The organism is Paraclostridium sp. AKS73 (assembly GCF_025671395.1).
In the GTDB taxonomy this organism is placed as follows: Bacteria; Bacillota; Clostridia; order Peptostreptococcales; family Peptostreptococcaceae; genus Paraclostridium; species Paraclostridium benzoelyticum.
The window spans coordinates 1-26962 of record NZ_JAIXHU010000041.1; the positions used below are offsets into that span (position 1 = coordinate 1).

Sequence of the window (26962 nt, forward strand, 5' to 3'; positions counted from 1 at the left end):
AAAAACAAAATAGAAGATACAAAAAACAAGATAGATAGTATAAAAAATGATATATCAGATAAAATTCACAATAGACACTAGACAAAACGAAGATTGCAAAAAAAATTCTTACTGTAACATATATTATACAGTAAGAATTTTTTATTTACATTTTATGAACATTTATAGCAGATAAACCTTTTGGAGCATCTATTACATCAAAGCCTACTTCTTCTCCTTCGTGTAAATCCTTACAATGTCCATTTTCCTTAACATTAGAAAAATGAACAAAGACATCGTTTCCATCGTTAGCTGATATAAATCCATAGCCTCTATCATTATCAAACCATTTAACTACGCCTGTGAATTTTGACATACAAAAACTCCTTTAAATTTTATTTAGATAAAACATTAATAATTTATCTAAACATAGTATTTACGGTTAAAGATTTTTAATAGGAGAAAATATATGTAAAATTTAATAAAATTTAGGATATGAGATTTCTTCTCCTCTTACATATCTATGAATAATATTTCTATCATCACCTATATATATAAATCTTTCTAACCTTTCAATTAAACTATAACTTTTAGGATTTAAATTATGATCATCTAAAACTAAGGCATCAAATTCATAATCTTTTTCAAAACTTCCTACCTTTCCAAAGAAGCTTCCTCCACCTTTTGTAGCCATATAAAAAGCCTCTGAAAGAGTTAAGAAGTCTACTTGCTTATCTGAATTAACCCATAAAAGTTTAGAACATTGTATAGCATTTACCATAACTTTAAATATAGACAAATCATGGCCTCCACTAATGTCTGAGCCTAGTGCTATATTAATATCATTATCTAAAAATTTTCTAACAGGCATAATGCCGCTTCCCAGATTTAAATTCGAATTCGGGCAGTGAACTGCAAAGACGTTATTTTTTTTCATAAGTTCTAATTCTTTATCACAAGAATAAACACAATGAGCCATTAACGTTTTAGTTTGGCCGAATAAGTTAAATCTATTATAAGCATCTCCATAAAATTCAGACTCTGGTTGAAGTTGTCTAACCCAATCTATTTCTCCTAAATTCTCAGATAGATGAGATTGAGTAGGTGTATTATACTTAAGTGCTAAATCTCCTAATGATTTTAAAAGTTCACTATTGCAGCTAGGTATAAATCTTGGTGTGATTATAGGGTTAACCAGTGCATCAGTATTATAATAATTTTCTAATATATACTCAGTATCAGAAATTGACTTTTCTGTAACCTCTAATAAGTCGTCTGTGCAGTTTATATTCATATTGACTTTTCCTACAAAAGCACCAAGTCCGCTTTGATTAAATAAATTGATAAGTCTTATGCTAGACTCTTTGTGAACAGTAGCAAAAACCGCTATTCTAGTTGTTCCATGCCTCCAGACCTCTTTTATGAAATTTTTATAAACTTTATCTGCATATTCTATGTTTTTAAATTTGCTTTCTTCAGGGAATGTATAATTATCAAGCCAAGGTATTAACTCTTTATCCATAGCCATTCCTAAATTTCTAAATTGAGGTGCGTGACAATGTAAATCATTCATTCCTGGAATTATTAAATTATCACTAAAATCTATAACTTCAAAATTTTGATATTCAATTGGTAAGTTTTTATATAAATCTAATATTTTTCCATTTTTAACTAATATAAAACCATTTTCTATTATTTCAAATTTATCTTTAATTTTCGTGAATAATATATTCCCCTTATATATTTTAACCATAAATACCTCCTGATATGTGTATAAAATTATAATAATTGTTAATTTAATTATAATATACGTACGATTTAAAAATTAAATTAAAAAAAGTTCGAATTAAGAAGACTTTAAATACTATAACTAAAAATAGTATATGTAATATGATGAAGTAAAAATTCATATTTTATATTGATAATCAATTTGGCCTAAATAATGGGGGGAGATTTTATGGTAGATGATTTCCATATAGGTATCGATATTGGATCAACTACAGTAAAAGTTATTGTATTAAATGATAGTAAAAATATGATATTTAAATCATATAAAAGGCATTTATCAGATATAAAAAATTCAGTTATAAGTTTATTAAGTGAAGCCTATGATAGTGTAGGTGACAATAGAGTATCTGTTGTTATAACCGGATCTGGAGGTATGAAATTAGCAAAAAAATTAAATGTAGAATTTGTTCAAGAAGTAATAGCAAGTACAAAGGCGATTGAAACTTATAATCCAGGAACTGATGTGGTTATAGAACTTGGTGGAGAAGACGCTAAAATAATATATTTGACTAATGGTATAGAGCAGAGAATGAATGGAATATGCGCTGGTGGTACAGGGTCTTTTATAGATCAGATGGCAATATTATTAAAAACTGATGCTAAAGGGCTAAATGATTTAGCTAAAGACTATAAAAATATATATAGCATAGCTGCTAGGTGTGGAGTATTTGCTAAAACAGATATACAACCACTTATAAATGAAGGAGCTAGACAAGAAGATATAGCTGCTAGCATATTTCATGCTGTAGTTGTCCAAACGATTAGTGTATTGGCCTGTGGAAGAAAAATTAAAGGTAATGTTGCATTTTTAGGAGGACCACTATATTTTTTATCAGAACTAAGAAATAGGTTTATAGATGTACTAAAATTAGAGAAAGGTAATGTTATATTTCCTGAAAATGCACAGTTGTATATAGCGATGGGTGCTGCATTGTCATATAAAAACGACTATGTGTTATTTAGTGATTTAATAAAAAACATAGAAAGTTTAAAAGATATAGAAGATGTAGTTAGCTCTGACATTAAACCATTGTTTGATAATGAAAAAGAATATGAAGTTTTTAAAAATAGACATAAGAAAAATATAGTAAAATCAATAGATATATCAACATATAAAGGTAAATGTTTTTTAGGAATTGATGCTGGATCTACAACTACAAAAGCTGCATTAATAGATGAAGGTGGCAATTTATTATTTTCAGAATACAAAAGTAATGAAGGGGATCCTTTAAAATCAACTATATGTATTTTAAATAATCTATATAGTAAGTTATCAAGTGAAGCAAAAATCGTGAATTCTGTAGTAACAGGATATGGAGAGGGGTTAATTAAAAGTGCATTGAAAGTTGATTTTGGAGAGATAGAAACTATAGCACACTATAAAGGAGCTAAATTTTTCTCACCTAAAGTTGATTTTATATTAGATATAGGCGGGCAAGATATGAAATGCTTAAAAATAAATCAAGGGGTAATTGAAACTATCATTTTAAATGAAGCTTGCTCATCTGGATGTGGGTCTTTTTTAGAAACATTTGCTAAGTCATTAAATCTAGATATAAAAGAATTTGCTACAAAGGCGTTATTTTCAAAACATCCAGTTGATTTAGGATCAAGATGCACAGTTTTCATGAATTCTAGAGTAAAACAAGCTCAAAAGGAAGGAAATTCAGTAGGAGATATAAGTGCAGGCCTTTCTTATTCTGTTATAAAAAATGCATTGTACAAGGTTATAAAAATGAAATCACCTGAGGATATTGGAAGTTATCCTGTTGTACAAGGAGGGACTTTTTATAATGATTCAGTTTTAAGATCATTTGAAAATTTAACATGTAGAGAAGTTGTAAGACCTAATATAGCTGGTATAATGGGAGCTTTTGGTGCAAGTATAATTGCAAAAGAAAAGTATAATGAAGGTTATATAACAACACTTTTAAATAAAGAATCTATGAACTCTATAAATTTAAAAATAAGTACATCTAGATGTAAGGGGTGTTCAAATAATTGTTTGCTTACTATAAATGATTTTGGAAACTCAGAAAAATTCATATCTGGAAATAGATGTGAAAAGGGGATAGGATTACATAGGAAAGAAAAAGTTGATATAAATTTATTTGATTATAAATATAAACGAGTGTTTAATTATAGAAATTTGGATGAAGAAAGCGCAATAAGAAAAGAAATTGGAATTCCTAGAGTTTTAAATATATATGAAGATTACCCTTTATGGCACACTATACTTACAAATTTAGGATTTAGTGTTGTTTTGTCAGATGAATCTTCAAAGGGAATCTATGAGCAGGGAATGGACTCTATTGCATCAGAATCTGCATGTTATCCTGCAAAGTTAGTTCATGGGCATATACAAAATTTAATAAAAAAAGGTATCAAAAATATATTTTATCCATGTATTAGGAGTGAGAGTAAAGAATTTAAAAATGCTAACAATAGTTTTAATTGCCCTGTTGTAATGTCATACTCAGAAGTAATTAAAAACAATATTAGTGAGATTAAAGAAAATAAAATAAATTATATTAACCCATTTTTACCTATACACAATAAAAATTCTTTAAAGAAACGACTTTTAGAAGAATTAAATAAAATAAAAAATATGATGAAGAATTTTTAGAAATTAGCAAAGAAGAGATACATAAAAGTGTAGAATTAGGATTTGAAGAATATGAAAAATTTAAATCTGATATGAGGTATATGGGAGAAAAAGCTATAGAAACTATAAATAAAAACAAAAAAGAGGTATTGTGTTAGCAGGAAGACCATATCATATAGATCCAGAAATAAATCATGGAATACCAGAGTTGATAAATTCACTAGATATGGCGGTTTTAACAGAGGATAGTGTTGCACATTTAGGAAAATTAGAAGAACCTTTAAGAGTAGTTGATCAGTGGACATATCACTCAAGACTTTACAGAGCTGCAAATTTTGTGAATTCTCAAAAAATATAGAGCTTGTGCAATTGAATTCTTTTGGATGTGGACTAGATGCAGTTACAACTGATCAAGTTCAAGAAATTTTAAATAGAGAAGGTAAAATTTATACATGTATAAAATAGATGAAGGTAACAATTTAGGGGCAGCAAAAATAAGATTAAGATCATTAAAAGCATCTATAGAAGAAAGAGATATTAATAGTTTAAACATAGACAAAAGGAAAAAACATATATAAAAGGAAAACTAAACAAATTTACAAAATCAAATTATACTATATTAATGCCACAAATGTCGCCTATTCACTTTGAATTGGTAGAACATGGAATTAAATCTTGTGGATATAACATTGAAGTGCTTAAAAACTATGATGGGGCTATAGAAGAAGGGTTAAAATATGTTAATAATGATGCTTGTTATCCTGCAATAATCGTTATAGGGCAGTTGATAAAAGCTGTTAAAAGTGGAAAATATGATTTAAGTAAAACTATGGTTGCAATAACACAAACAGGAGGTGTTTGTAGAGCTACAAATTACATTGGTTTTTTGAGAAAGGCATTAAGTGATGCAGGTTATGGAGAGATTCCAGTAATATCATTATCTTTAAATGGAGAAGAAAAACGAAACTTATATAGTGTATTTTCATTAGGACTTATAAACAGGGTAATGATGGCAGCTATTTATGGAGATTTACTTATGAAAGTTTTATATAGAGTAAGACCGTATGAACAATATAAGGGTAGTTCAAATAAACTTTATCAAAAGTATCTAGAAATTTGTAAGGATAGTTTAAAAAAGGCTAATCTATCTAACTTTAAAGAAAATGTCTATAACATAGTTAAAGACTTTGATGAATTGCCTATAAATGAACAAAATAAACCTAGAATTGGATTGGTAGGAGAAATTTTGGTTAAATTTCACCCACTGGCAAATAACAATATTGTAGATGTTTTAGAGGCAGAGGGAGTCGAAGTTGTTGTCCCAGAACTAATGAATTTCTTTTTAAGCTGTGCGTACAATACTTATTATAAGTCAGAGTACTTGTTAGATAAAAAATATAAAAAATTAGGCGGAAAGCTAATGAAAGATACAATAGAGTTGTATCAAAAACATTACCTAAAAGCATTAAAAAATAGTAAAAGATTTAGTATGTCAGATGGAATTGAAACATTAGCTAATAAAGCTTCTAAGATAGTTTCAGTTGGAAATCAAGCAGGAGAGGGATGGTTATTAACAGCTGAAATGGTAGAACTTATAGAGAGTGGAGTAGAAAATATTGTATGCATGCAACCTTTTGCTTGTTTACCAAATCATATAACAGGTAAGGGGGTTATTAAGGAACTTAAACGAATTTATAAAAATGCAAATATTGTCCCAATTGATTATGACCCAGGAGCAAGTGAAGTAAATCAAATTAATAGGATTAAACTTATGTTGTCCACATCATTTAAAACAATGTAAAAAAGAAGATGTATAAACTACATCTTCTTTTTAGTTTATTCTTGGAAATATACTTACAAATAAATTATATATAGTTAAAAATAGATATTATTACCAAATTTAATATTATAATATAAAGGTGTTTAAAAGACATTTAGCGAATAATGTAAGATTGTAGAGATTTGAAATGTGGAAATTTTAAAAATTTAATAAGGAGGACTGATTGTTGATATACGTATTTAGAAATTTACCAAGTTTACATACTGAAAGGTTGATACTTAGAAAAGTGCATAAAAATGATATCAATGAATTACATAGATGTTTATCAAATGACTATCTATCAAAATATATGTTAATAGACTTTGATAAAAGTATAAACACTACAAAGAAGATGCTAGATAAAATAATAAATGGATATGAAGATGATAAGGCTACTCCTTGGGGAGTTACATTAAAAGAAGATGGAAAGTTAATTGGTATGTGTGGATTTTCAAGTTATAGTGAATTAAACAATAAGGCTGAAGTTGGATATATATTAAATAGTGAATATTGGAACAAAGGAATAATAACAGAAGCTCTTTGTAGTGTTATAGATTTTGGGTTTGAAAATATGAACTTAAATAAAATAGAAGCTAAATGTATATCAGGAAATTTTGCATCTGAAAAAGTTATGATAAAAAATGGAATGCGTTTAGATGGTATATTAAGAAGTGATAGACTTCATAAAGGTATGTATACAGATTTAAAACTTTATTCAATTTTGAAACAAGACAAATAAATGTTGTTTATTTGTCTTATATGTTATAATATTAAGACAACTATGTAAAATGAAGGTGGGCTAAAAATGAAGGTAGTAAAAGAAGCTATATCGTCTCCTTATTTAGAATATGGAATTGATGAAGATATAGTTATTCATGAAGGAAATTTTTGCATTTACCTAGATAAGCTATATAAATGTAAGGGCCGGATCTACTATAGAATTAGTCCTCCCGTATGTATAAACTTTGAAGCTAAAATACTAGGTCACAAAAATTTAGATTTAGAAAATCTTAAAGAAGATTACTTGGAGGGGATTATAGAAGTTCATGGATATCAACCTTTCCAAGTTAATATAAATAGTATACAAAAAATTATATAGATGGATATGTTAGCAGCGGAATAATAAAATCAAAAAATAGATATGTGGAGTACATAGATTTTCATATTGTGAATTTTGACAAAAAGCAAGGAACCCTTATAAAGTATATGGATAAATTGTTTGCTGGAAGAATTGAGTTTGAAATAAGTGGATATGAGATAATAATTGATAAAAGATATGATTATAAAAAAGAATTATATGAAGAGTTAAGATTTAAAAATGGTAGTATAATTACACATATAGGAAGAATAAAAAGAAAAGATAATAAAGTATTCAAGTCAACATATATATTTAAGCTATTAGATGAGATATCAGATACGCTTAGCTTTTTAGCTGGAAGATACATAGGTATATGTATGGTAATGGGATATAAAGATAATCAGAATACATTTAGATTATGGAAGGAGTCTTTAACAACTCCATTTAAATATGTGCCTACATGGTCTGATACTATAGCAAATCATCATAATATTGAAAAATATATGAACTTAATGTGCAGAAAATTACATGATTCTTACTATGGGCCAGCATTAAAGCATGTGGTAGACTGGTACATAGAATCTATAGATAATATAAGTATAGAAAATAATGTTGTATCTTTACAAATTGCTCTAGAAACCTTGTCCTATGTTGTTATTGTTGAAAAAAATAAAATTTTAACTGATTTAGAGTTTGAAAAAAATACAGCTTCTGACAATATAAGAATCTTATTAGATGCGTGTAGTATATACTATGGGAAAGAAGAATTAAATTTATTCAATGAATATATTTATAATAAGTTCAATGATGGAGTTGATATATTTACATATTTTAGAAATAAAGTTGTTCATCCAACACGAAAAACTAAAAGAGCTAATTTAACAGTTGAAGATATGTGGAATATACTTCAAATAGGAACTAGATACGTTGAATTAGTAGTTCTATATATCATTAATTATAAAGGCGAGTATTCTAACCGCTTAAATGATAGATGCTATGGAGAAGTTGAAGTTGTCCCATGGAATGATTAAATTTTATTTTAATAAAATGTTTTAACATGTAGAAAACTGTGTAATAATATAAAAAATACAGTAAAGGAAAGTGATATATATGTTAAAATTTTATGGATATTCTAGATGATCTACAGTTAGGAAAGCCAAGGCTTGGCTTAATGATAATAATATAGATTTTGAGGAAATAGAAATAGTAAAAAATCCTCCTAGCAAAGAAGAATTAGAAATTATGTATAAAACAGGTATATATGAATTAAAAAAATTCTTTAATACTAGTGGAGTTAAATATAGAGAACTTGGGCTTAAAGATATAGTTAAAAGTGAAAGTGATGAGAAATTACTAGAAATTTTAGCCAGTGATGGAATGCTTATAAAAAGACCTATAGCATTTGATGGAAAAAATGTGCTTATAGGATTTAAGGAAGATGAATGGAAAGAAAAACTTTTAATAAAATAAAAAAAGGACCTTTATATAAAGGTCCTTTTTTATTTTATTAAATTTAAAGAATGTAAAGTTGACAATAGTGTGTATAAAGTGTATATATATAATATACACAGTTTATACACACTGTACATATTATATTAAAGAAATGAGGTGTGAAATTGAATATAAATATAAGTAATACATCTACAACTCCACTTTATGAACAAATTAAAAATCAAATTAAAAATCAAATTCTAGATTCTACACTAAAGCAAGGAGAAGGGTTGCCTTCTATAAGAAATTTTGCAAAAGAACTAAAGGTAAGTATTATAACTATAAAAAGGGCTTATGAGGAACTTGAAAAAGAAGGATTTATAGAGACTATTACGGGAAAAGGAACGTTTGTATCCATGCAAAATAAAGATAGGTTAAGAGAAACTGCTTTATATGAGATAGAAAATAAACTTGAAATAGTTATAAAACAGGCGAAGTCAGTAGGTATAACTTTAGAAGAAGGTATAGAGATATTTAAAAGTTTATATGAAGAAGTCTAAGGAGGTTAATATATGAATGTTATAGATATAAAAAACTTAAACAAAACACTAGGGAATTTTAAATTAACAATAAATGATATTGAAATAAAAAAAGGATATATAACTGGATTTATAGGGCCTAATGGTTCAGGGAAAACAACAACTATGAAGTTGATTATGAATATGCTGAAAAAAGATAGTGGAACTATAAAAGTATTTGGTAAGGAAAGAGAGGTAGATGATCTTGAAATAAAAAAACTATAGGGTATATAGGAGATGTATCCGGATACATGCAAGAAAATAAATTGAAGAATATAAAAAAGGCAATAAAACCATTTTATAAAGATTGGGATGAACAGCTATATAAAAAATATATGAAACAATTTAAATTAAATGAAAACAAAGTATATAAAGAACTTTCTAAAGGTCAGCAGAAGAAATTTGAACTTGTAATGACTTTATCCCATCATCCTAAGTTAATAATAATGGATGAACCAACAGCAAATTTAGATCCATTGGTAAGAAATGAATTTCTTGAAATATTACAGGAACATATAGAAAAAGAAGAAGCTACAGTATTTTATTCAACTCATATAACATCTGATTTAGATAAAGTAGCAGATTTTCTTATATTTATATATGAAGGTAATATAATACTTTCAGGAGATAAAGAAAGTATATTAGAAAATCACAAAATAATAAGAGGTAAAAAAGATATGCTAGATATTGATACAAAGAAAGAATTAATATCATATAGTGAAAATTCTTTTGGATTTAGTGGTATGACTTCAAATGTGAAAAATGCTTATGAAGTATTTGGAGAAGAAGTAGTATATGATAATGCAAATTTAGAAGATATATTAATGTATTATACAAAGGGGTGTTAATTATGGTAAATATAATAAATCTTACGAAAATGAGTTTAAACAATTTAAGTTCAATTATAAAGACTATATTGATTGTACTAATTGTATGGATTGGAATTGCTATAATTAATCAAGCTTTTTTAATATTATATTTGGAATGGGGACATATTTGCTTTTGATGCAGGTAATGTCATATGAGGACACGTATGGAATAGATAATTTAATTGCTGAACTTCCTGTGAGCAAAAATGAATATGTAATTTCCAGATATGTTTTAGGAATTATTATTTCTGTAATTTTCATGGTATTATCAGTTTTAATTTATTCTATATTAAATTCAATTTTAGAATTAGATTTAACATTAGGAATATTTATTTTAATTGGATTTGTGACATCTATATTAGCTATATCTGTTATAATACCTGTTATTTTAAAATTTGGAATAAATAAAGGTAGAATGGTAGTTGCGATATTAACAGCATTAATGGTAGTTGTTCCAACTGGAATTATGACTAGTATTTGGGAAAATAAGGAGTTTATGTCTAAAATTATGAATGTAGTTGGGAATATAGGCGTTCCTTTTATACTAATTATATCAAGTTTACTAATTTTAATGATTTCAATTATAATTAGCTTACGTGTATATAAATCAAAAGAAATAAAATAGTAATATAAAAAGGATTAGATTATCTAATCCTTTTTTTCTGGTATATAAATTTTTGGTATGTACAAAGTTATATTTTCTAAGCTTGTAATAGACTCATAAATAATTTTAGCATTATCTTCTATACTATTACTTGTGAGATTTAATGTTAAAATTATTTTTGATAAGTTTTTAATTTCTAATATATTAGTATTTTCTATAAACCCAATTTTTATATTTTTATTACATTTAAGTAGATCATTTAAGTGTTTAGAATCTAAAGTCATAATATCCCCTCCCTGATAGTTTTATAATATAATATATACGTAAAAAACTCAAATAAAAACAAAGTATTACAATATGAACAAATTTTATAAAAATTTTGAATGGGAATTGGATATTTTTAGTATTAAAATTCAGAATCATATGATAATATTTTAGATGTAATTAAAAGTTTTAGTTAACTATATTGTTTTTAAAATCTAAATAGGGAGGCAGCTGATGGGGGAAAAACAAAATAGCTCTATGATAAAATCTCTTTCAATTATAATTGCAGTACTATTTTCAATAGAAATAGTTACATATACAATGGTATATGTAAACTTAAAAAGTAATTCTAATAATGTAACAAAGGACATAATGTTTTTTATTATACCACCTATTATATATATGATGGCATTTTATATATCTTTTAAGTCTATTGAAGATGAAGAAAACTCGATTTTTTCTACATTGCTAAGTATTTTAGCAGCATGGACTCCGTTTTTTTTAGTACCAACTTTTATAGATAATAGTTTATTAGAAACGCTATTTACCAACTTAGAGATAGTTACACTATTGCCTAAGATATCTATAGCTATAGGAGTGATATCAACTTTAAAAGGTATTGGGGCTTATACAATTAAATCTAAAAAAGAAAAAGAAGCAAGAAGAGAGAGAGAATTGCAAATAAAAAGAGAAAGGCGAGAACTTTATAATCAAGAATTATTAAAGCATAAAAACAGAAGAAGAAATTATTAAATTTATATATCTAAAGTAGCACGTATTTTAAGTTAAATAAATAAAAAGAGTTGTCTTATCAATTGAGACAACTCTTTTTTATTTTAATACTATATAAAGGTAAAAAGTCAAATAAGAACAAAATATTACAATATCGACACATCTTCTAAAATGTTTGATTAAAAACTATATATTGTATATAATTAAATGTATTAGAAAATGGGGGAGGTATGTGGGAATGGATACTTCAAATAAGCTAAATATTCTAAAGAATAAACTTAAAGAAATGGAAAGTGTTTTAATTGCATTTTCAGGTGGCGTAGATAGTACTTTTTTATTAAAAGTGGCACATGAGGCATTAGGAGATAAATGCGTAGCAGTTACGATACATGCTATGATGCATTCAAATAGAGAAATAGAAGAAGCTAAGGAATTTACAAAAGCATTAGGTGTAAAACATATAGTTATAAAAATTGATGACTTTGATGTTAAAGAATTTATTGAAAATGATGAAAAAAGATGTTACTACTGTAAAAAAACTATATTTACGAATATGAAAAATATAGCTAAAGAGAATAATCTAAATTATGTTTTAGATGGAACAAATTTAGATGATTTAGGAGATTATAGACCAGGCTTAAAAGCATTGGAAGAGTTAAATATAAAGAGTCCTTTAAAGGATAGCTTATTAACTAAAAAAGAAATTAGAAGCTTATCAAAAGAACTTAATGTTCCTACATTTAATAAGCCTGCATTTGCATGCTTAGCTACAAGAATACCTTATGGAGAAGTTATAACAAATGATAAGCTTAGAATGATTGAAAAAAGTGAAGAATACTTACAAGATTTAGGATTTAAACAATTTAGAGTAAGAGTACATGGCGATTTAGCGAGAATAGAAGTAGAAGAAAATGAGATACATAAATTTTTTGATAAGAATTTATTAAAAACTACACATGATAAGTTTAAAGATATTGGATTTAGGTATATAACTTTAGATTTATTAGGTTATCGAATGGGCAGTATGAATGATAGTATTAAGCAATAGGAGGAAGACATGAAAAATTACACATTAATAACACCATGTTTTTCGGTATAGAAAAAATATTGAAAAATGAAATATCCAACTTAGGTTATGAGATAATAAAAACTGAAGATGGAAGAGTGACGTATAAAACAGACGAGAAAGGAATAGCAATGTCTAACATATGGCTAAGAACTGCTGAAAGGGTTCTTTTAAAAGTTGCTGAATTTGAAGCTAAAACTTTTAACGATTTATTTGAAAGTACAAAAGCTATAAATTGGGCAAAATATATTCCGTATGGTGGAGAGTTTCCTGTATCAAAGGCATCTTCAATAAAATCTAAATTATTTTCAACTTCAGACATACAAGCAATTGTAAAAAAAGCTGTAGTAGAAAGTTTAAAAACTAGTTATCAAGAAGATGGTATGTTACCTGAAACTAAAGAAAAATATCCAATACAAGTGTTTATTCATAAAGACATAGTAACTATAACATTAGATACAAGTGGAATGGCACTTCATAAAAGAGGATATAGAGAAGTATCAACAAAGGCTCCATTAAGAGAAACTATTGCATCTGCTATGGTACAGTTAACGCCTTGGCAGCCAGGAAGAATATTTGTTGATCCTATGTGCGGATCAGGAACTATAGTAATAGAGGCTGCTATGTTAGGACTGAATATGGCTCCTGGACTTAATAGAGAGTTTATATCTGAAAAGTGGACTACTATGGATAAAAATATATGGTGGGATGTAAGAAAAGAAGCATTTGAAAAAATGAATACAGATGTAGATTTTAAAATTCAAGGATATGATATAGATAAAGAAGCTGTTATGATAGCTCAAAAAAATGCAGAACTTGCAGGTGTAGAAGATTATGTAGAGTTTAAAGTTTTTAATGCTAAAAACTTTGAAAGTGAAGAAAAATTTGGATTTATAGTTACCAACCCTCCGTATGGGGAAAGATTAGAAGATAAGCAAACTGTAAAAAACTATATAAAGATTTAGGTTATGCATTCAAAGAACTTAAAACATGGTCTTATTATATGGTTACTTCATATGAAGACTTTGAAAATGCATTTAATAAAAAAGCTACAAAAAAAGAGAAAATTATATAATGGTAGATTGAAAACTTATATATATCAATATATAGGTCCTAAGCCACCTAAATATATGAATAATAACAAATAATTACAAGCCCTCTTAAATATAAATATAGTGTAGTAATAAATTTAAGGGGGGGTATGTATGAGATTATCAGTCTAAAAAATAAGTAAAGTTCAACCTAGAAAAAGAACTAATAAGAATAAACATAACAAAGTAAAGAAGTATCAAAAGAAGAAATAGTATTAAATGATATTATGGATAAAGAAGATAAGGAAGCTGAAATAGTATTAAATGATTTAGTTCCAGAAAGAGATAAATCAAAGTATGGCATAAAATCTAATTCAAATAATAATCAGAAAAATGGAATTAAGCTAAATTTTAATTTATTTCCAAAAACAATAAAGTTAATGCTTCTAATAACAAATCTAGAAATAATAAAGTTATAAAAAATGAAGAATTAACAAAAAATAAGGAATCTGAAGAAATTGAAGAAGAAACAAAAGTTAGAGATGAAATAGATAACTCACAAGAATAAAAATTCAAAACAAGAGCTTATTTTAATAAGCTCTTGTTTTGAAAATTTAAAAACTAACATAAGGATGTGTATACTATGAGTCAAGAATTAACTTTTAAAGAAATTAGTAATCATTTAATAGAAGATGAAAGACCTTCTTTATATATAAAAAAATACTTTCGGATGATAGATATTCTTTTGAACTTAAAGACAAACTTTTAAAGCTTGAAACAATAGATCAAAACCTAAAATATCATCCAGAGGGAAATGTTTTGAATCATGTGCTATTAGTTTTAGATAATGCAGCTCAAATAAAAAACTTTTCTAAAAATAGTTTAGCTTTTATGTGGGCAGCCTTACTTCATGATATTGGAAAGCTTACTACTACTAAAATTAGAAAGGGAAGAATTACTTCTTACAATCACGATTTGGAAGGAGAAAAAATTTCTAAACAAATTTTAGACAAGCTTACAGATAATGAGGATCTAAAATATACAGTTTCTAAATTAGTTAGATATCATATGCAACCATTATTTTTTGATAAAAATTTACCTTTTTTTAGTTGGAAAGAAATGCTAAAAGAAATTGATTATAAAGAAGTTGCGTTAATATCGATGGCAGATAGATTAGGGAGAGGGAATATTACTAGTGAAACCAAGAAAAAGGAGCTAGAAAATCTAGAGAAGTTTAAAGCTTATTTAAAAACTAGAGAGGAAAAATAAATGAAGCTATTTAAATTAATTGTATTGATTTTATTTGCAGGATTTTTAAATGTAGGATGTACCACAAATACAGCATCGCCTGAACAATTAATCAGAAAGCCTTTGTATAATGAACAAAAACTAAAATTAAAATACAATATAGAAAGTGCCTTAAAAGGATCAAAACCATTACTACCTAAAAACTCTTCAGATGTATCTTCTATAAATGAAGTTGATTTAGATAAAAATAAAGTAAATGAATTAGTTGTATTTCAAAAGAAAGAAGATATAGATGAAGGAAGTGTAAAAGTTGGCTTTTCAATAATGAATTATGGAAAAGACAGTGTATATTCTACTGTAGATGAGTATTTAGTTACAGGTGAAAGTATTGAGTATGCATACTTTTCTGATTTAGATAATGATGGAAATAAAGAAATAATATTATTAACTAAAAATGGAAATAATAGTACTTTAGACATATGTCAATTTAAGGATAATAAGATAACTAGGTTATATAGATTTGACCCAAGTTGGATAAAAGATTCAAATGATTATACGGATATAAAAGTTTTTATAGGAAATCTAGATAACGATGGAATTCCGGATATGGTTATAAGCAGTTTAAATCCAGAAACTCATAAAATGATAGTGAGTCTAACTTATTTCGATAAATACATAAGACTTAAAGACTATACAATAATAAATGATGTAAAAAGTTTAGATAATGTATATATAGATATAAGAAAAGTACGAAAAGATAAAAGAGCAATTATACTAGGATATAAGCCTTTTACAGGTGGAGAATCCTATATAACTCAAATATTGTATCTAAGTGGAAATAAATTGATGAAAGCATTTGATGAGAAAGATATAAAAACAAAAATCCATATTATATGGCTCCAGAAGATATTAATTACGACGGAGTTGTAGAAATACCTATAATAAATAATAATACTAGAGGATACAATAAAAAAACATCTGCTAATGTAAGTTGGTATAGTTGGAATGGAAAAGAGAATGAAGAATCAAATTTAGTTTTGTAAGTCAAGTTTATTACAATTATTCAAACAATTTTAAATTGCTTATACCTAATATTTTAGCCAATAAAATATATATTGAAGAAGTTCCAAAAGATAATAAACTATATTTTGAATTTATGTATTATGATACTCAGCATACAGAACCTATAAAGTTATTTACTATTAGTAAGGTAGATAAAAATAATGTTGAAGAAAGTAAAAGTGCTAATTCGAATACTAATAATGGAGGATATATAATTTTAGAAAATGACAAAGCATCATTCATGTTGCTTGTAAATAGTCCTGAAGTATTAAAAAAATTAGATATATCAAGTGAAGCAATAAAAAAAGATTATTTTTACCTATTTATTAGGATAGAGGGAGGAAGTATTATGAATGAAAAAATCTTAATTTTAGAAGATGAAATAGGCATAAGAAGTTTTGTAAGCATAAATTTAAAAAGAGAAGGTTATGAGGTTGTAGAAGCAGGTACTGGACAAGAAGCTATAGATAAAATCACAAATGAAAAAAACATATCTATAGCATTGCTAGATGTTATGTTACCTGACATGAGTGGAATAGATGTATGTAAGCATATAAGAAGCAACTTTGATTCAGTGGGTATTATAATGCTTACAGCTAAATCTCAAGAAGAAGACAAAATAGAAGGTTTTATATCTGGAGCGGACGACTATATGGTTAAGCCGTTTAGTATAAAAGAATTACTTATGAGAGTAAGTGCTCTTTCAAGACGAATCAATAGAGAGGCAAATGCAAAGAATAAAAGTATAATAGAAAGTGGGCCTTTCGTTCTAGATTTAGAAAAAAGAAAATTAACTAAGAACAATTCAGATATAGAGTTAACTCCAACAGAGTTTTCAATAGTTAAGTTTTTAATAACAAACGAAAAGCAGTCTTTAAGTAGAGATCAAATTTTAGATGAAGTATGGGGTACTAACTATTTATATGATTTTAAGATAGTTGATGTAAATATCAGAAGAATAAGAAATAAAATAGAAGATGATCCATCAAAACCTAAATTTATACAAACGGTTTGGGGATATGGTTACTGTTGGAGAAAGGAAGAACAATAGTGATACACTTTGAAGGACTTAGAAAAAAAATAATAAAAAAATTATTTTATAATAATTATTATAACTGTAACACTATTTGAAGGGCTATTTATATTCTATGCTCAAAATTACTATTATGACTCAATAAAAAGAACACTTATGCATCAAGCTAGCAACACTGATAGCATATATAGTGGATATATGGGAGATAGTTCATTTGAGCAAAAGGTTAATAATTTGTATGATAAAAGAGATATAGATAGTGATTCAAAGATGGCGTTAGAGATAATAGATAAAAAGAAGAATATTATAATTGACCAATATGGATTTAGAAGTAGAGAAAAAGCTCATTATGAAGATGTAAATGAAGCTCTAAAAAACAAAACAACAACAAGTACATATAGAATAAAAGATACTGGAGAACATGTTATGAGTATTTCAGTACCTTTAAAATCTAATAACCAAATTGAAGGAGTAGCAAGATATACTGTTTCACTAGATTACATTGATAGAACTATATTTAAGATAGTTTTAGGTCTAATACTTGCAGGTATATTTATTTTATTAATAGCTATATCTATAAGTTTAAAATTTGCATATACTTTGATTGATCCATTAAGTGAACTTAAAAAATTTGCAAATGAATTAGCTCATGGTAATTACAATATAAGATTAAAACCAAGAGCTATAATTGATGATGAAATTGGAGAACTAGCAGAAACATTTGAACATATGGCAAAAGAAATTGATAAAAGTGAAAAGCTAAAAGAAGAATTTATATCATCGATTTCACATGAATTAAGAACTCCTTTAACATCTATTAAAGGATGGAGTGAGACTTTAGGGTATGAAGGAATTGGAAAAGAAGAGTTAGACTTAGGTCTAGGAATAATTCAAGATGAAACAGAAAGACTTATAAAACTTGTTGAGGAACTTTTAGACTTTTCAAGACTATCATCTGATAGAATTAAACTTCAAATAGATATGGTAGATATTCAACAATTAGCTTTTGGAGTGGTAAATCAATTAAAAGTGAAATCACAAGAAAAAAATATTTCATTAAGTTGTGAAGTTGAAGACACTCAAATGAGACCGATACAAGGAGATAAAAATAGACTAAGACAGGTTCTTATAAATTTAGTACAAAACTCTTTAAAGTTTACATCAGAAAATGGATATGTAAAGGTTATAGTTCACCAAGAAGAAGACTATACAACCATTAGTGTTGTTGACAATGGAGAAGGTATAGAAGAGCACAATTTAGAAAAGGTATTAGATAAATTTTTCCAAGAAAATTATAATAAAGCAGGTAGTGGTTTAGGACTTGCTATAAGTAATGAAATCGTAAAATTACATGGTGGAGAAATGAAAATAAAAAGTAAAAAAGGTGAAGGTACATGTATTATATTTACATTAAAAAATACATTACTGGAGTCTGTATAGAAAGAGGATAAAAATGAGAAATATTAAAATCACTATTGAGTATGACGGATCAAGATACAAGGGATTTCAAAGATTAAAAGATAATGATAATACGATACAAGGAAAGATTGAAGCTGTACTTAGCAAAATGGCAGATGAAAAAATAGAAATAATTGGATCAGGAAGAACTGATATGGGTGTTCACGCTTACAACCAAGTAGCTAACTTTAAAACAAATTCTAGTTTATCTGTTAAAAAAATTAATGATTATTTAAATAATTATTTACCAGAGGATATAGTTATAAAAAATGTTGAAGAAGTTGATGAAAGATTCCATTCAAGATATAATGTAAAGCAAAAGGTCTATTTATATAAAATAAATAACTCTAAAACTCAAGATGTTTTTCTAAGGAAATATAGTACTTATATAGAAAAACCATTAGATATAGAATTAATGAAAAAAGCTAGTGAGTATTTAGTAGGAGAGCATGATTTTACAAGCTTTGCATCTTCTAAATCAAAAAAGAAATCAAATGTAAGAAATATACATAGTATAACTATCAATAAAAATAAAGATATGATAGATGTATTCGTAGAAGGTAATGGTTTCTTATACAATATGGTTAGAATAATAGCAGGAGCTTTAATAGATGTTGGATTACACAAAAAAACTCCTGAGGATATAAAACTTATGTTAGATAAAAAAGATAGAAGTAAAGCATCAGATACAGCTCCAGCTAAAGGCTTATACTTATATTCTGTTAAATACTAATTATTAAGCAGCTTTTAGCTGCTTAATTTATTTTTTGGAGGGAAAATGTATTACACATATATAATAACTTGTAAAGATGAAACTTATTACATTGGATATACTAGCGATATTAAAAGAAGAATTAATGAACATAAAATAGGAAAGAACTCGAAATATACTAGAGCAAGAGGATTTAAAAATTTAGAAATATACTGGAGTAGTAATTCACGTAGTGATGCAATGAAGCTAGAATGTTTTTGAAAAAGCTTACGAGGTTAAATAAAACTAAACTTATAAATAATCCTAGTTTACTATATGATAAATATAAAGTGGATTGTAGAAAATATATGTTAGAGGTGTTAGATGAATTATAATTTCAAAAATTATTAAGTAGTAGTTTGTATAATTATAGACTGAAATAGACTTTGTACACTAAAAGTAAATAAAATTTAAAATAAAATTAAAAATAAAATTTAAAAATAATATTGATTTTGTAGTATGAAAATGTTATTTTAAATATGTAAACGTTTTACCGAAGAAAGAGGAAGAGGGGAGAGGGGTATTTGTGACAAATATAATAATCAATGCAGATGATTTTGGCTACTGTGAAGGTGTAAATCAGGGTGTTATTTCAGCATATAAAAATGGAATTGTAACTTCTTGTAGTATAATGGCGGGCATGCCTGGTTTTAATCAAGCTGTGAAGCTTTTAAATGAAAACAAAGGGCTTGGTTGTGGAGTTCATATGACTTTGAGTTGTTATAAACCGGTTTTAGATACACATAAAACTTTGGTAGATGAAAGTGGATACTTCTTCAGGAGGATAACAAAAGAAAAGTCTATGGAATTTGATTTAGATGAGGTATACCTAGAACTTTGCTCACAAATAGATAAAGCTATAGGTGCTGGAGTTAAAATAAGTCATCTAGATAGTCATCATCATATACATACACTTGAAGAATTTAGACCAGTAATTGAAAAAATATTAGAAAAATATAAGTTACCTATAAGAGGTGGATTTGAATATGAAATTAGCTATGATAAAGTAGTTCCACTTATAGATAGTTTTTATGGGGAGAATATAAGTAATGATTATTTTAATAATAACATTGACGATATAAAAAAATTTAAAGTTGTGGATATAATGAGCCATCCTGCATTTGTAGATGCTTTTTTATCAAAATCAACCTCATATTCTATACAACGAACATTAGAACATGAAATATTAACTTCATTTGAACTAAAACAGTTTTTTGAAGATAATAATATAAACTTAATTAATTATAACAATATAGGGGAAAGTGAAGGTATTTAATTATGAATGAAAAGATTTTTGAAATATCATTTGGTATAATAGGTCATGCAGGAGATGCTAAAAGTACAGCATATGAAGCGTTAGGGGAAGCTAAATTAGGCAATTTTGAAAAGGCAAGAGAATTATTAAAAGAAGCCAATGAAACATTAACTAAGGCTCATAGATTTCAAACTGAGTTAATTCAAGCAGAGGCTAGCGGAGAAAAAACTGAAATGGGAGTTGTATTAGTTCACTCTCAAGATCATTTAATGACAACTATGAATTTTTTACAATTAGCTAAAGAATTTGTTGATATGTATGAATTTATATATAGTAAATTAGAAAAATAATAAAAATAAAAGCGCTTATTTATAAGCGCTTTTATTTTTTATTATTTTTTACTAGATGGAGCTATTTTTTCTTATTAGGTTTGTAAGGTACAGGGTTAACCTTATTAGGAACTTCTACGGATTCACCCTTAGGGCCTTGGGGACCAACATCACCTTTATCACCCTTAGGACCTTGAGGACCAGTAGAACCAGTGTCACCTTTAGGGCCTTGAGGGCCAGCAGCACCAGTATCACCCTTAGGACCTTGAGGACCAGCAGCACCAGTATCACCCTTAGGACCTTGAGGACCAGCAGCACCAGTATCACCCTTAGGACCTTGAGGACCAACATCACCTTTATCACCTTTAGGACCTTGAGAGCTAGGTAATGTTAATATTTCAGACTTATTTATATTACACAATGGATTAACATATACTTCTTTACCAAAATCAACATAGTCAATAGCTGATAATTTTATACATATAGGACCTTTTCCTGAAGATGTAGTTCCATATATACTACATGGAGTAATTTTTTTTACCTTCAACCTTAAAATACAATCGCTATTAGAAAGTTTAAAACCAAGTATTCTACCTACGCATCCAACCAAATTTTTATATAAATCTAAATCACAAGCATAATAAAAAAACATTTGGCTCTCATTACAATTTAAAGAGCTGCTTTGGCAAGTGTTACAATTATAGTTTTTGTCTGGATAATTATCACAATCAAAAGTTTCAAGTTCAAATAAATTTGAGGAACTTTTGTTTAAGTTACAGCTGTCACATTCACAGTATTCTGATGTACATTTTTTTTGTTTACAAAAGTTGTAGTCACATTTTTTTTGCATAAAAACACCTCATATATTTTAATTAATAGGCATATCCTATCATTATATCTATATGCAATAGGCGTAAGGTTTGAAACTAATTGAAAAAATATAAATTAATAAAAGAAATTTTTTTTTACATAAATAGCAAATACGCTATAATATATATATAACCCTAGTAATTAAGACAAAATAGAAAAACCCTTGAAAATAAACTAAAAATAAGAAATAAAATGTAAAATAAAAATTAATTGTAAAATTTTTTAAAAAAATACAATTTACTATTTCCTTTTTTAAAAGTCTATTGTAAAATATACTTAAAGAAAACGTTAACAATAACAAAAGACCTTAGTAAGGTGGTGAAAATATGAATTATCAAGATAAAATACTAAAGGTTATAATTCATGCAGGAAATGCGAAATCTCATATATATGAAGCTTTACATTGTGCTAAAAAAGGCGACTTTAAAAAGTGTGACGAATATATGGAAAGTGCAAATGAAGAAATTTTAGAAGCTCAAAAAATTCAAACTAGTTTAATAAATAAAGATGCTGAGGGGAAAAATGTCGAAATAAGCATGCTTTTAATTCACTCACAAGATCATTTGATGACATGTCTAAGTGAGAGGAATTTAGTGAAAGAAATTATAGACTTAAGAAAAGAGCTTAAATTAAATAAGTAATTAACAATATTAAAATAAAAATATATTAGACTTTTAGGAGGAAATTAAAATGAATAAAAAAATATACTTATTTTGTAGTGCAGGGATGTCAACAAGTTTATTAGCAAGTAAAATGCAAAATGTTGCAAATCAACATAATTTACCAATAGAGGTAGAAGCATTTCCGTATGCCGATATAGATAAAATAGTAGAACAAAAAAATCCAGACTGCATACTACTTGGGCCTCAAGTTAAATTTATGCTAAAAGAAGTTCAAGAAAAATTTGATGCAAAAACTCCAGTAGATGTTATAAATAGTCTTGATTATGGAGCTATGAATGGAGAAAAAGTTTTAAAGACAGCTATAAAGATGATAAAAGCTCGTCAGGCTAAATAATCATAGCATAAATTCAAGGGAATATAAGTGGGTTAAAAATAAAGTAAATATATTAAAATTAGAAGTTTTATTCTAAAAATAAAAGCCTTGGGAAACCAAGGCTTTTATTAAACATATGGAGGGATTAATAATGTGGGGGATAATAGCTACTTGGAGAATGGCAATTGAGGGAATTAATGAAAGTGCGCAAAAATTAAGTAAAGGAATGGATGCAGGAGATGCAATTGTACATGCTATAAAAATAGTAGAAGACTATCCATTTTATAAGTCAGTAGGATATGGTGGTCTTCCAAATGAAAATTGTGAAGTAGAGTTAGATGCAGCATATATGGATGGAAATTCATTATCTATTGGAGCTATTGCTGGAATAAAAAATTTTGCAAATCCTATATCAATAGCTAGAAAGTTAAGCAGTGAAAAAGTAAACTGTTTTTTAATAGGAATAGGGGCAGAAGAATATGCTCACAAAAATGGATTTGAAAGAAAAGATATGTTAAGCGAAAGAGCTAAAAAACATTATAGCAAGAGAAAAAGAGAAATACTAGAAAAAGGATTAAGCCCATATATAGGTCATGATACCGTTGGAATGGTATCTCTAGATTGCAATGGTAAAATGTGTGCAGGGACATCAACTAGTGGATTATTTATGAAAAAAAATGGAAGAGTAGGAGATTCTCCATTATCTGGGTCCGGGTTTTACGTAGATAGTGAAATCGGAGGAGCCACTGCTACAGGATTAGGAGAAGACCTTATGAAAGGCTGTATATCATATGAAATAGTTAGGCTTATGAAAAGTGGATTAAGTCCACAAGAGGCTTGTGATAAAGCTATTTGTGAGCTAGATACAAAACTTTTAAATAGACGAGGTAAAGCTGGAGACTTATCAGTAGTTGCTATGAACAATAAAGGTGAATGGGGAGTTGCAACGAATATAGATATCTTTAGTTTTCTATTGCAACTCAAAACCATAAACCGACAGTATATTTAAGTAGTCGTATCAACGGGAAAAGTATACACAAAGTAGCATCAAAAGAATGGTTAGATGCGTACTCTTTAAGAATAAAAGCACCTATAGAATAAATAAGAATTGAGGAATTTTATGAATATCATGGATGATAAAATAAAAGAACTAAAAAGAGACTTGATAAATGATATTATAGAGAGTGAGAAAAATCCTTTTGAAAAAGAACTAGAGGTGGTATTAGAAAAAACATTGGAAATTGCTAAAAAGTTAGGATTTAAAACTGAAAATATTGATGGAGACGTTGGATATGCTGAATATGGAATGGGAGATGAGTACATATTTGTAATAGCTGTATTGAATAATAAACACTCCATAATGAGTTTATTATATGCACTAAAAACTATAGAAAAATATAAAATTAAATTGAAAAGAAAAGTTAGGATAATATTTGCAACTAATGGTGAATCTGGAATTAACCATATTAAATGTTATTTGAAAAAAGATAAATCGACTATAGATATATTTGAATCAGATTGTAAATACTCTGTAGTATATTTACAAGAAGGAATTGATAAATTTACTATACAAAATTACTTAGACATAGCAAATATAAGAATCCACCAAGATGTAGAAATAGACAAAAACATCAAATACTGCTGTATTGAAGTTCCTAAGGAATATATATATGAGGATATAATATGTTATTTAGAAAATAAGGCAAATTCTGAAGACGGGATTATAAGTACATATAAAAATATAAATATTAAAATAAATGAAACACATGTAATTATAAAATCTTTTAAGAATAGTGATATTGCTAAAACTGGTATATATGGAAATAATGTTTTAATCAATTTAGTAAACTATTTAGTAGAAGAAAATTTTATAGAACATCAAAGACTAAGTAACTAATTTTTATTAATAAATAAAATATTTTTATGAAAAAAAAGAATTATTTGATAATAAAAATTTAAAAAAACAGTTAAATTTAGATACCTTAAATTTTGAAAAAGGAAGAATAACTATTGAACTTAATGTCGGTAATACTATAAAAAATGAAATGAATTATAGTAGTGATGAGTCTATGACTGTAGATGATATTATATTAAATACTAAAATATTTGCAGATATAATTTGTGAATTAGATAAGGAGGAGCAATGCTAGAAATTATAGCTATGAGCGTAGAAGATGCTATAAGTATTGAAGAATGTGGAGCAGATAGAATTGAACTTGTAAGTGCCCTTACAGAAGGTGGGATTACACCAAGTTTTGGATTAATAGATGAAGTTATAAAAAGTGTAAATATACCAGTAAATGTTATGATAAGACATCATGCTAAAAGCTTTATGTATAGTGAGTCAGATATAAGTATAATGCTAAAAGACATAGAAAAAGTAAAAGAACTAGGCGCTAATGGGATAGTTATAGGAATGTTGGATAAAGAAAATAATATAGAAGAAAATCAGCTTAAAACTATAATAAGTGCTTCTAAAGGATTGGAAATTACATTTCATAGAGCAATAGATGAAACAAATTTACTTAACTCTATGGATGTTATAAATAGATATAATGAAATTACAAATGTATTAACGTCTGGGGGTAAAGGAAAAATAGTAGATAACATTGATTATATAAATACTTTAAAAATAAATCTAAGAATGCAAATGTATTATTAGGAGGCGGCTTGAATTTTGAAAATATAGAGCGAATAAAAAAGTTAACAAATAATAAAGATTTCCACTTTGGAACAGCGGTTAGAGTCAATAAAAATCCTTTTGGAGAAATTGATAAAATAAAATTAAAAAATTTAGTTAACATTATTAATAGTTAACAATAAAAGTATCAATTATATTTAAATGTAATTGATACTTTTTTGTTGTTGACTAATTTGCAAAAAATGCGAAATATTGTAAAAAATGTATAAAATATGCTAGAATATATCCGTATAAACAATGGTAGATAGCAAAATGTTAATTATAGAGGAGACGAAAAATTGAGTAGAAGAAATAGTAAACTTATAAAATATATTGTAACATTCGGAATAATATCAGCAACAACAGCAGTTGGAAGTATAGTTCCTATAAGTGCTAATGAAAATGTAGAAGCTGAGTTTTCAGCAGTTATGGATAAATATAAAAATGAAGAAGTTGTAGTAGATGATGGGGTATCTTTAAGAAAAGGAGAGACTCTAAATTTATCAAAAAATCCTAATTGGGAAATGTCAGATAATGACACAGTTAAAATAAGCGAAGATGGAATTGTAACACCTGTAAATTCTGGGACTGTATTTTTAAGCCAAAAGATAGATGACAAGGTACATATATTAGAAGTATACGTTCCTCAAAATAAGATAAGAGCATATAGCTTTGCTGCTATGCCAAAAGTAGATAGAGATCACTATAAAGTTTTTGTTGATCCTGGACATGGAGGAGAAGATAGTGGAGCAGTTGGATGTGGAAATTATGAAGATGAACTAAATTTACAAGTTGCAAATAAAGTTAGACAAAAACTTGAAGCTAAAGGTATAGAAGTAAAAATGAGTAGAACTAGTGATGAATTTATATCTTTAGGTGATAGAGCTAAGATGGCAAATAGCTATTCTCCTGATGTATTTGTTTCAATTCATCAAAACTCTGCAGATGTAGCTAGTGCAAATGGTATAGAGACATACTATCACACAAATAAAGGTGATCACAAACCATATGCTCAAGATATTCAAACTAAGGCAATAGGTGAGACGAATGCTAGAAATAGAGGAGTTAAAAGTGCAAACTTCGCTGTTTTAAGAGAAACTAATATGCCTGCAGCTTTATTTGAGAGTGGGTTTATAACTAATCAAAATGAATCTGCAAATTTAGCAAGTTCATCATATCAAGATAAGTTAGCTGCTGGAATTGCAAATGGAGTAGAAAAATACTTGAAAGAAAATATAGAAATAAATGGGAGTGGAGAGAAACCTGTAGATCCAGAACAACCATCTACAACAAAAACAGGAGTAGTAACAGCAACTTCACTAAATGTAAGAAGTGGATATGGAGCAAGTTATTCAAAAATAGGGACACTATCAAATGGAGCAAAAGTAGAGATAGTAGAAAGCAAAAATGGATGGCATAAGATAAAATATAATGGA

36 protein-coding genes and 1 pseudogene are annotated in these 26962 nt (G+C 27.3%); 33 read left to right on the plus strand and 4 right to left on the minus strand.

What is annotated here, in order from left to right:
- Positions 1 to 145 precede the first annotated feature (145 nt).
- On the minus strand, positions 146 to 355 hold the full coding sequence (locus tag LEQ07_RS16550; RefSeq protein WP_021431163.1) for a cold-shock protein: 210 nt from the start codon (positions 353 to 355) through the stop codon (positions 146 to 148).
- 102 nt (positions 356 to 457) lie between these two features.
- Entirely contained in the window at positions 458 to 1732 is a 1275-nt protein-coding gene (locus LEQ07_RS16555) for an amidohydrolase family protein (RefSeq protein WP_263331532.1), read from the minus strand.
- A gap of 204 nt (positions 1733 to 1936) precedes the next feature.
- On the opposite strand from LEQ07_RS16555, the gene LEQ07_RS16560 reads away from it, so the two are divergent.
- The 12 genes from LEQ07_RS16560 to LEQ07_RS16600 all read left to right on the plus strand — a co-directional run bounded on the left by LEQ07_RS16560 (position 1937) and on the right by LEQ07_RS16600 (position 10772).
- Complete coding sequence (locus LEQ07_RS16560; RefSeq protein ID WP_263331533.1) at positions 1937 to 4393, plus strand: acyl-CoA dehydratase activase; 2457 nt, start codon at positions 1937 to 1939, stop codon at positions 4391 to 4393.
- A 130-nt stretch (positions 4394 to 4523) separates the two neighbouring features.
- The gene (locus LEQ07_RS22030; RefSeq protein ID WP_334307517.1) at positions 4524 to 4730 is read left to right on the plus strand and encodes an acyl-CoA dehydratase activase-related protein; all 207 of its coding nucleotides are present in this window, start codon (positions 4524 to 4526) and stop codon (positions 4728 to 4730) included.
- Positions 4731 to 4824: 94 nt separating this feature from the next.
- Positions 4825 to 4950, plus strand: coding sequence for a hypothetical protein (locus tag LEQ07_RS22035; RefSeq protein WP_332843291.1), 126 nt, complete (start codon positions 4825 to 4827; stop codon positions 4948 to 4950).
- Between the two features lie 44 nt (positions 4951 to 4994).
- A complete protein-coding gene (locus LEQ07_RS16565; protein WP_332843292.1) occupies positions 4995 to 6173 on the plus strand; it encodes a hypothetical protein in 1179 nt (392 codons plus the stop codon).
- A gap of 205 nt (positions 6174 to 6378) precedes the next feature.
- The gene (locus LEQ07_RS16570; protein ID WP_161794398.1) at positions 6379 to 6930 is read left to right on the plus strand and encodes a GNAT family N-acetyltransferase; all 552 of its coding nucleotides are present in this window, start codon (positions 6379 to 6381) and stop codon (positions 6928 to 6930) included.
- 66 nt (positions 6931 to 6996) lie between these two features.
- Positions 6997 to 7290 (plus strand): hypothetical protein, encoded by a 294-nt coding sequence (locus LEQ07_RS16575; RefSeq protein ID WP_263331534.1) that lies wholly within the window; start codon positions 6997 to 6999, stop codon positions 7288 to 7290.
- A gap of 107 nt (positions 7291 to 7397) precedes the next feature.
- Complete coding sequence (locus LEQ07_RS16580; protein WP_263331535.1) at positions 7398 to 8300, plus strand: hypothetical protein; 903 nt, start codon at positions 7398 to 7400, stop codon at positions 8298 to 8300.
- A 79-nt stretch (positions 8301 to 8379) separates the two neighbouring features.
- Entirely contained in the window at positions 8380 to 8739 is a 360-nt protein-coding gene (locus LEQ07_RS16585) for an arsenate reductase family protein (protein ID WP_263331536.1), read from the plus strand.
- Between the two features lie 146 nt (positions 8740 to 8885).
- A complete protein-coding gene (locus LEQ07_RS16590) occupies positions 8886 to 9260 on the plus strand; it encodes a GntR family transcriptional regulator (RefSeq protein WP_046823573.1) in 375 nt (124 codons plus the stop codon).
- A 12-nt stretch (positions 9261 to 9272) separates the two neighbouring features.
- Positions 9273 to 9503, plus strand: coding sequence for an ATP-binding cassette domain-containing protein (locus LEQ07_RS20250; RefSeq protein ID WP_317852104.1), 231 nt, complete (start codon positions 9273 to 9275; stop codon positions 9501 to 9503).
- Between the two features lie 26 nt (positions 9504 to 9529).
- The gene (locus LEQ07_RS16595) at positions 9530 to 10126 is read left to right on the plus strand and encodes an AAA family ATPase (RefSeq protein ID WP_317852105.1); all 597 of its coding nucleotides are present in this window, start codon (positions 9530 to 9532) and stop codon (positions 10124 to 10126) included.
- Positions 10127 to 10253: 127 nt separating this feature from the next.
- Positions 10254 to 10772 carry an ABC-2 transporter permease gene (locus LEQ07_RS16600; RefSeq protein ID WP_263331564.1) on the plus strand — a complete coding sequence of 173 codons (519 nt, stop codon included), beginning with the start codon at positions 10254 to 10256 and terminating at the stop codon, positions 10770 to 10772.
- Positions 10773 to 10795: 23 nt separating this feature from the next.
- On the opposite strand, the gene LEQ07_RS16605 is transcribed toward LEQ07_RS16600, so the two are convergent.
- The gene (locus LEQ07_RS16605) at positions 10796 to 11035 is read right to left on the minus strand and encodes a hypothetical protein (RefSeq protein WP_046823570.1); all 240 of its coding nucleotides are present in this window, start codon (positions 11033 to 11035) and stop codon (positions 10796 to 10798) included.
- Positions 11036 to 11249: 214 nt separating this feature from the next.
- On the opposite strand from LEQ07_RS16605, the gene LEQ07_RS16610 reads away from it, so the two are divergent.
- The 14 genes and pseudogenes from LEQ07_RS16610 to LEQ07_RS16675 all read left to right on the plus strand — a co-directional run bounded on the left by LEQ07_RS16610 (position 11250) and on the right by LEQ07_RS16675 (position 21001).
- The gene (locus tag LEQ07_RS16610) at positions 11250 to 11768 is read left to right on the plus strand and encodes a hypothetical protein (RefSeq protein ID WP_263331537.1); all 519 of its coding nucleotides are present in this window, start codon (positions 11250 to 11252) and stop codon (positions 11766 to 11768) included.
- Positions 11769 to 11985: 217 nt separating this feature from the next.
- A complete protein-coding gene (gene larE, locus LEQ07_RS16615) occupies positions 11986 to 12795 on the plus strand; it encodes an ATP-dependent sacrificial sulfur transferase LarE (RefSeq protein ID WP_263331538.1) in 810 nt (269 codons plus the stop codon).
- A 9-nt stretch (positions 12796 to 12804) separates the two neighbouring features.
- Positions 12805 to 13961: pseudogene (locus LEQ07_RS16620) on the plus strand (THUMP domain-containing class I SAM-dependent RNA methyltransferase).
- A 170-nt stretch (positions 13962 to 14131) separates the two neighbouring features.
- The gene (locus tag LEQ07_RS16625; protein ID WP_263331539.1) at positions 14132 to 14323 is read left to right on the plus strand and encodes a hypothetical protein; all 192 of its coding nucleotides are present in this window, start codon (positions 14132 to 14134) and stop codon (positions 14321 to 14323) included.
- A 164-nt stretch (positions 14324 to 14487) separates the two neighbouring features.
- The gene (locus tag LEQ07_RS16630; RefSeq protein ID WP_263331540.1) at positions 14488 to 14613 is read left to right on the plus strand and encodes a hypothetical protein; all 126 of its coding nucleotides are present in this window, start codon (positions 14488 to 14490) and stop codon (positions 14611 to 14613) included.
- 50 nt (positions 14614 to 14663) lie between these two features.
- Entirely contained in the window at positions 14664 to 15113 is a 450-nt protein-coding gene (locus LEQ07_RS16635; RefSeq protein ID WP_332843294.1) for an HD domain-containing protein, read from the plus strand.
- A complete protein-coding gene (locus LEQ07_RS16640; protein WP_263331541.1) occupies positions 15114 to 16022 on the plus strand; it encodes a hypothetical protein in 909 nt (302 codons plus the stop codon). It begins immediately after the preceding gene.
- On the plus strand, positions 15986 to 16135 hold the full coding sequence (locus LEQ07_RS16645; protein WP_263331542.1) for a hypothetical protein: 150 nt from the start codon (positions 15986 to 15988) through the stop codon (positions 16133 to 16135). The genes LEQ07_RS16640 and LEQ07_RS16645 overlap by 37 nt, the downstream gene beginning before the upstream one ends.
- A gap of 35 nt (positions 16136 to 16170) precedes the next feature.
- Positions 16171 to 17205: a response regulator transcription factor gene (locus LEQ07_RS16650; RefSeq protein ID WP_332843295.1), complete on the plus strand. Its 1035-nt coding sequence runs from the start codon at positions 16171 to 16173 to the stop codon at positions 17203 to 17205.
- Between the two features lie 138 nt (positions 17206 to 17343).
- Positions 17344 to 18627, plus strand: a complete 1284-nt coding sequence (locus LEQ07_RS16655) for a sensor histidine kinase (RefSeq protein ID WP_263331544.1) — start codon at positions 17344 to 17346, stop codon at positions 18625 to 18627.
- A gap of 13 nt (positions 18628 to 18640) precedes the next feature.
- On the plus strand, positions 18641 to 19378 hold the full coding sequence (truA, locus tag LEQ07_RS16660) for a tRNA pseudouridine(38-40) synthase TruA (RefSeq protein ID WP_263331546.1): 738 nt from the start codon (positions 18641 to 18643) through the stop codon (positions 19376 to 19378).
- 45 nt (positions 19379 to 19423) lie between these two features.
- The gene (locus tag LEQ07_RS16665) at positions 19424 to 19618 is read left to right on the plus strand and encodes a GIY-YIG nuclease family protein (protein WP_263331548.1); all 195 of its coding nucleotides are present in this window, start codon (positions 19424 to 19426) and stop codon (positions 19616 to 19618) included.
- A gap of 304 nt (positions 19619 to 19922) precedes the next feature.
- Positions 19923 to 20672 (plus strand): carbohydrate deacetylase, encoded by a 750-nt coding sequence (locus LEQ07_RS16670; protein WP_263331550.1) that lies wholly within the window; start codon positions 19923 to 19925, stop codon positions 20670 to 20672.
- 2 nt (positions 20673 to 20674) lie between these two features.
- Complete coding sequence (locus tag LEQ07_RS16675) at positions 20675 to 21001, plus strand: PTS lactose/cellobiose transporter subunit IIA (protein WP_021431142.1); 327 nt, start codon at positions 20675 to 20677, stop codon at positions 20999 to 21001.
- Positions 21002 to 21062: 61 nt separating this feature from the next.
- Here the strand turns inward: LEQ07_RS16675 and LEQ07_RS16680 are convergent, their stop codons facing one another.
- On the minus strand, positions 21063 to 21830 hold the full coding sequence (locus LEQ07_RS16680; RefSeq protein ID WP_263331553.1) for a collagen-like protein: 768 nt from the start codon (positions 21828 to 21830) through the stop codon (positions 21063 to 21065).
- A 346-nt stretch (positions 21831 to 22176) separates the two neighbouring features.
- On the opposite strand from LEQ07_RS16680, the gene LEQ07_RS16685 reads away from it, so the two are divergent.
- From LEQ07_RS16685 to LEQ07_RS16715, 7 genes are all read left to right on the plus strand, one after another.
- Positions 22177 to 22491, plus strand: a complete 315-nt coding sequence (locus LEQ07_RS16685; RefSeq protein ID WP_021431140.1) for a PTS lactose/cellobiose transporter subunit IIA — start codon at positions 22177 to 22179, stop codon at positions 22489 to 22491.
- 49 nt (positions 22492 to 22540) lie between these two features.
- The gene (locus LEQ07_RS16690; RefSeq protein ID WP_021431139.1) at positions 22541 to 22867 is read left to right on the plus strand and encodes a PTS sugar transporter subunit IIB; all 327 of its coding nucleotides are present in this window, start codon (positions 22541 to 22543) and stop codon (positions 22865 to 22867) included.
- Positions 22868 to 22997: 130 nt separating this feature from the next.
- A complete protein-coding gene (locus LEQ07_RS16695) occupies positions 22998 to 23855 on the plus strand; it encodes a N(4)-(beta-N-acetylglucosaminyl)-L-asparaginase (RefSeq protein WP_332843296.1) in 858 nt (285 codons plus the stop codon).
- Positions 23856 to 23966: 111 nt separating this feature from the next.
- The gene (locus tag LEQ07_RS16700) at positions 23967 to 24743 is read left to right on the plus strand and encodes a hypothetical protein (RefSeq protein ID WP_263331556.1); all 777 of its coding nucleotides are present in this window, start codon (positions 23967 to 23969) and stop codon (positions 24741 to 24743) included.
- A 246-nt stretch (positions 24744 to 24989) separates the two neighbouring features.
- Positions 24990 to 25508, plus strand: a complete 519-nt coding sequence (locus LEQ07_RS16705) for a copper homeostasis protein CutC (protein ID WP_263331559.1) — start codon at positions 24990 to 24992, stop codon at positions 25506 to 25508.
- An 8-nt stretch (positions 25509 to 25516) separates the two neighbouring features.
- The gene (locus LEQ07_RS16710; RefSeq protein WP_263331561.1) at positions 25517 to 25663 is read left to right on the plus strand and encodes a hypothetical protein; all 147 of its coding nucleotides are present in this window, start codon (positions 25517 to 25519) and stop codon (positions 25661 to 25663) included.
- Positions 25664 to 25825: 162 nt separating this feature from the next.
- Positions 25826 to 26962 (plus strand): N-acetylmuramoyl-L-alanine amidase (locus LEQ07_RS16715; protein WP_263331562.1); only part of this gene is annotated, 1137 nt, incomplete at its 3' end.

Excerpts from the sequence above, each read along its gene's own strand:
- larE (WP_263331538.1), top strand. The coding sequence starts at position 11,986 with ATGGATACTTCAAATAAGCTAAATATTCTAAAGAATAAACTTAAAGAA.
- LEQ07_RS16675 (WP_021431142.1), top strand. The coding sequence starts at position 20,675 with ATGAATGAAAAGATTTTTGAAATATCATTTGGTATAATAGGTCATGCA.
- LEQ07_RS16655 (WP_263331544.1), top strand. The coding sequence starts at position 17,344 with ATGCATCAAGCTAGCAACACTGATAGCATATATAGTGGATATATGGGA.
- LEQ07_RS16610 (WP_263331537.1), top strand. The coding sequence starts at position 11,250 with ATGGGGGAAAAACAAAATAGCTCTATGATAAAATCTCTTTCAATTATA.
- LEQ07_RS16560 (WP_263331533.1), top strand. The coding sequence starts at position 1,937 with ATGGTAGATGATTTCCATATAGGTATCGATATTGGATCAACTACAGTA.
- LEQ07_RS16690 (WP_021431139.1), top strand. The coding sequence starts at position 22,541 with ATGAATAAAAAAATATACTTATTTTGTAGTGCAGGGATGTCAACAAGT.
- LEQ07_RS16640 (WP_263331541.1), top strand. The coding sequence starts at position 15,114 with ATGAAGCTATTTAAATTAATTGTATTGATTTTATTTGCAGGATTTTTA.
- LEQ07_RS16685 (WP_021431140.1), top strand. The coding sequence starts at position 22,177 with ATGAATTATCAAGATAAAATACTAAAGGTTATAATTCATGCAGGAAAT.
- LEQ07_RS16680 (WP_263331553.1), bottom strand. The coding sequence starts at position 21,830 with ATGCAAAAAAAATGTGACTACAACTTTTGTAAACAAAAAAAATGTACA.
- LEQ07_RS16695 (WP_332843296.1), top strand. The coding sequence starts at position 22,998 with ATGTGGGGGATAATAGCTACTTGGAGAATGGCAATTGAGGGAATTAAT.
- LEQ07_RS16700 (WP_263331556.1), top strand. The coding sequence starts at position 23,967 with ATGAATATCATGGATGATAAAATAAAAGAACTAAAAAGAGACTTGATA.
- LEQ07_RS16605 (WP_046823570.1), bottom strand. The coding sequence starts at position 11,035 with ATGACTTTAGATTCTAAACACTTAAATGATCTACTTAAATGTAATAAA.
- LEQ07_RS22035 (WP_332843291.1), top strand. The coding sequence starts at position 4,825 with ATGTATAAAATAGATGAAGGTAACAATTTAGGGGCAGCAAAAATAAGA.
- LEQ07_RS16555 (WP_263331532.1), bottom strand. The coding sequence starts at position 1,732 with ATGGTTAAAATATATAAGGGGAATATATTATTCACGAAAATTAAAGAT.
- LEQ07_RS16625 (WP_263331539.1), top strand. The coding sequence starts at position 14,132 with ATGGATAAAGAAGATAAGGAAGCTGAAATAGTATTAAATGATTTAGTT.
- LEQ07_RS16580 (WP_263331535.1), top strand. The coding sequence starts at position 7,398 with ATGGATAAATTGTTTGCTGGAAGAATTGAGTTTGAAATAAGTGGATAT.
- LEQ07_RS16705 (WP_263331559.1), top strand. The coding sequence starts at position 24,990 with ATGCTAGAAATTATAGCTATGAGCGTAGAAGATGCTATAAGTATTGAA.
- LEQ07_RS16550 (WP_021431163.1), bottom strand. The coding sequence starts at position 355 with ATGTCAAAATTCACAGGCGTAGTTAAATGGTTTGATAATGATAGAGGC.
- LEQ07_RS20250 (WP_317852104.1), top strand. The coding sequence starts at position 9,273 with ATGAATGTTATAGATATAAAAAACTTAAACAAAACACTAGGGAATTTT.
- LEQ07_RS16595 (WP_317852105.1), top strand. The coding sequence starts at position 9,530 with ATGCAAGAAAATAAATTGAAGAATATAAAAAAGGCAATAAAACCATTT.
- LEQ07_RS16665 (WP_263331548.1), top strand. The coding sequence starts at position 19,424 with ATGTATTACACATATATAATAACTTGTAAAGATGAAACTTATTACATT.
- LEQ07_RS16575 (WP_263331534.1), top strand. The coding sequence starts at position 6,997 with ATGAAGGTAGTAAAAGAAGCTATATCGTCTCCTTATTTAGAATATGGA.
- LEQ07_RS16645 (WP_263331542.1), top strand. The coding sequence starts at position 15,986 with ATGGCTCCAGAAGATATTAATTACGACGGAGTTGTAGAAATACCTATA.
- LEQ07_RS16630 (WP_263331540.1), top strand. The coding sequence starts at position 14,488 with ATGAGTCAAGAATTAACTTTTAAAGAAATTAGTAATCATTTAATAGAA.
- truA (WP_263331546.1), top strand. The coding sequence starts at position 18,641 with ATGAGAAATATTAAAATCACTATTGAGTATGACGGATCAAGATACAAG.
- LEQ07_RS16565 (WP_332843292.1), top strand. The coding sequence starts at position 4,995 with ATGCCACAAATGTCGCCTATTCACTTTGAATTGGTAGAACATGGAATT.